A 2,454-nucleotide genomic window follows, 5' to 3' on the forward strand; every position below is an offset into this window, starting at 1 on the left:
GCGGGACGCCCGTTCCACAGCCTGCGCGTGACGCCGGGCGCGCATATAAATGGCTTCTGGGGCAAAGGTTCCGAGTGGCGCACATGATGCGCCGGAACGGGGATCGAGCGGCGGAGGCAGCATGCGGCGGACGGCTCCTGAACCACACGGCTCGGTCCGCTTCGCGCCGCCCGTGCCCGAGCAGGGGCTGCCCGTCCTGCCCGAACTGGCCGCCGTGCTCGCCGCCGCGGCCGGCCTGCATGCCGAGGACCCCGAGGGCGGCGGAGACGAGATCAGGGACGCCTCCTGCGGCTACTGGCTGCGGCGCGGGCTGCCCTGCGAAACCCACGACGTGCTCGCCGCGCCCGGCGCGCAGCCGCTGCTCCTCGCCCTGGCCGCCGCCGTCGGCGGCGACGCCCTCGTGCCCCGGCCCTGCCCGGCCTGGTGGGTGCCCGCCCTGCGGCTGCTCGGCCGGAGCGTCTACCACGCGCCCGCACCCCCCGAGTGCGGCGGAGTCCCCGACCCGTACGCCCTGCTGGAGACCGTGCGCAGGGTCCGCGCCGAGGGCGGCGCCCCCCGGCTGCTGCTGCTCTGCCCGGTCGACGACCCCACCGCGACCGTGGCCCCGCCCGAGCTGGTGCACGAGGTCTGCGAGGCCGCGGTCGGCGAGGGCCTGCACATCATCAGCGACGAGACCTGGCGGGACACCGTGCACCGCCCGCACGACACGGTGCTGGTCAGCCCCGCGGAGATGTTCCCCGAGCACGTCACCGTGGTCTGCGATCTCTCCGGTGCCTTCCTGCCGTCCGGCTGGCCCGCCGCCGTGGCCAGGCTGCCCGCCGGCCGGTACGGGGCGCGGGCCGACGCCCTCGACGTGCTGGCCGCGCTGCGTGCCGTGGTGCCCACACCGGTGGCCGCCGCGGCGGCGTACGCGCTGCGCGAGCCTCCTCCCGTGGCGGACCGTGTCGCGGCGGCGGCCGCCCTGCACGCCGAACTCGCGGCGGCGGTGCACCGCACCGTCCTCGGTGCGGGTGGAATCGCCAGGCCCCCGCAGGCCGGACGCCACCTGTACGCCGACATCGCGGCCCCCGGGATCAGCGACTCGCTGGAGCTGGAGGACCGGCTGGGCGCCCGGCTCGGCGTCCCGGCACCCGGCGGGCACCGCTTCGGCGACGAACTGGGAGGACTGCGGGTCCGGCTGTCCACGGGACCGCTGCTCGGTGCCGCGCCCGAGGAGAGGCTCGCGGCCCTTCGGTCGCCGACGCCACTTCAACTGCCCCATGTGCAGGAGGAACTGCGTGCCCTTGCGGTGGCCCTCGACGAGTTGCGGCGCACACCGCCCCGGACGGACGAGAACCCGGGGACGGATACCGGTCCTGCGAGGCCGGGCCCCGGTCCGCCTGGGCCGGCCGAGGCGCGCGAATCCCGAGACGAGTGAGACACCGAAACGTCAGGAGCCACCGCGATGACGGAACAGACCGAGCGGTCACTCGTAGAGCCACGCCCCCTCGGCGAGTACCGCCTCTGGCCCAAGTCCTTCACCGACCGACTGACCGCCCCGCTCCCCGGAGTCCGCGCCCTGGCCCGACTCGCCCGCGAAGGAGCCGTCAGGCCGCCGGTGGCCGCACTGCGCGACGCGGCCCGTATCCCCGTGGACCTTCCGCCCCCGCACGCCGCACTGCCCGAGGCCGGGCCCGGGACCCTCGCCGTCACCTGGGCCGGGCACGCCAGCTGGGTCATCCGCGCGGGCGGGCTCACCGTGCTCACCGACCCCGTCTGGTCCCGCCGCATCCTCGGGACCCCCACACGGCTCACCCCCGTCGGCGTCCCCTGGTCGGCGCTGCCGCGCGTGGACGCCGTCGTCATCAGCCACAACCACTACGACCACCTCGACGCCCCGACCCTGCGGAGACTGCCCCGCGACACCCCGATATTCGTGCCCGCCGGACTGGCCTCCTGGTTCCGGCGCCGCCGCTTCACCCGGGTCACCGAACTCGACTGGTGGGAGGCGGCCGAACTGGGCGGCGTCCGCTTCGACTTCGTGCCCGCCCACCACTGGAGCAAGCGCACCCTGAGCGACACCTGCCGCTCCCTGTGGGGCGGCTGGGTGCTGACCGACCCGGACGGCCGGCGCGTCTACTTCGCGGGGGACACCGGCTACGGGCACTGGTTCGGCGAGATCGGCCGCCGCCACCCCGGGATCGATCTGGCGCTGCTGCCCATCGGCGCGTACGCGCCCCGCTGGTGGCTCAGCGATGTGCACACCGACCCCGAGGAGGCCGTGCAGGCGTGCGAGGACCTCGGCGCCCGCAGCATGGCGCCGATGCACTGGGGCACCTTCGCCCTGTCCGCCGAACCCGTACTGGAGCCGCTGACCCGGGTCCGCGAGGCGTGGGCGAGGACCGGCAGGCCGCGCGACGAGCTCTGGGACCTGCCCATCGGCGGCTCCCGCGTCCTCGCCTGAGCCCTCGGGAC

General features: G+C 75.7%; 2 protein-coding genes. Both read left to right on the top strand.

All coding sequences use genetic code 11. The features are described from left to right. The first annotated feature begins 121 nt into the window (after window positions 1-121). Entirely contained in the window at window positions 122-1,417 is a 1,296-nt protein-coding gene (locus tag GUY61_RS37450; protein ID WP_166634747.1) for an aminotransferase class I/II-fold pyridoxal phosphate-dependent enzyme, read from the top strand. Window positions 1,418-1,444: 27 nt separating this feature from the next. After that, window positions 1,445-2,443, top strand: coding sequence for an MBL fold metallo-hydrolase (locus tag GUY61_RS37455; RefSeq protein ID WP_166634748.1), 999 nt, complete (start codon window positions 1,445-1,447; stop codon window positions 2,441-2,443). Window positions 2,444-2,454 lie beyond the last annotated feature (11 nt).

The organism is Streptomyces sp. GC420, assembly GCF_009916105.1.
In the GTDB taxonomy this organism is placed as follows: domain Bacteria; phylum Actinomycetota; class Actinomycetes; order Streptomycetales; family Streptomycetaceae; genus Streptomyces.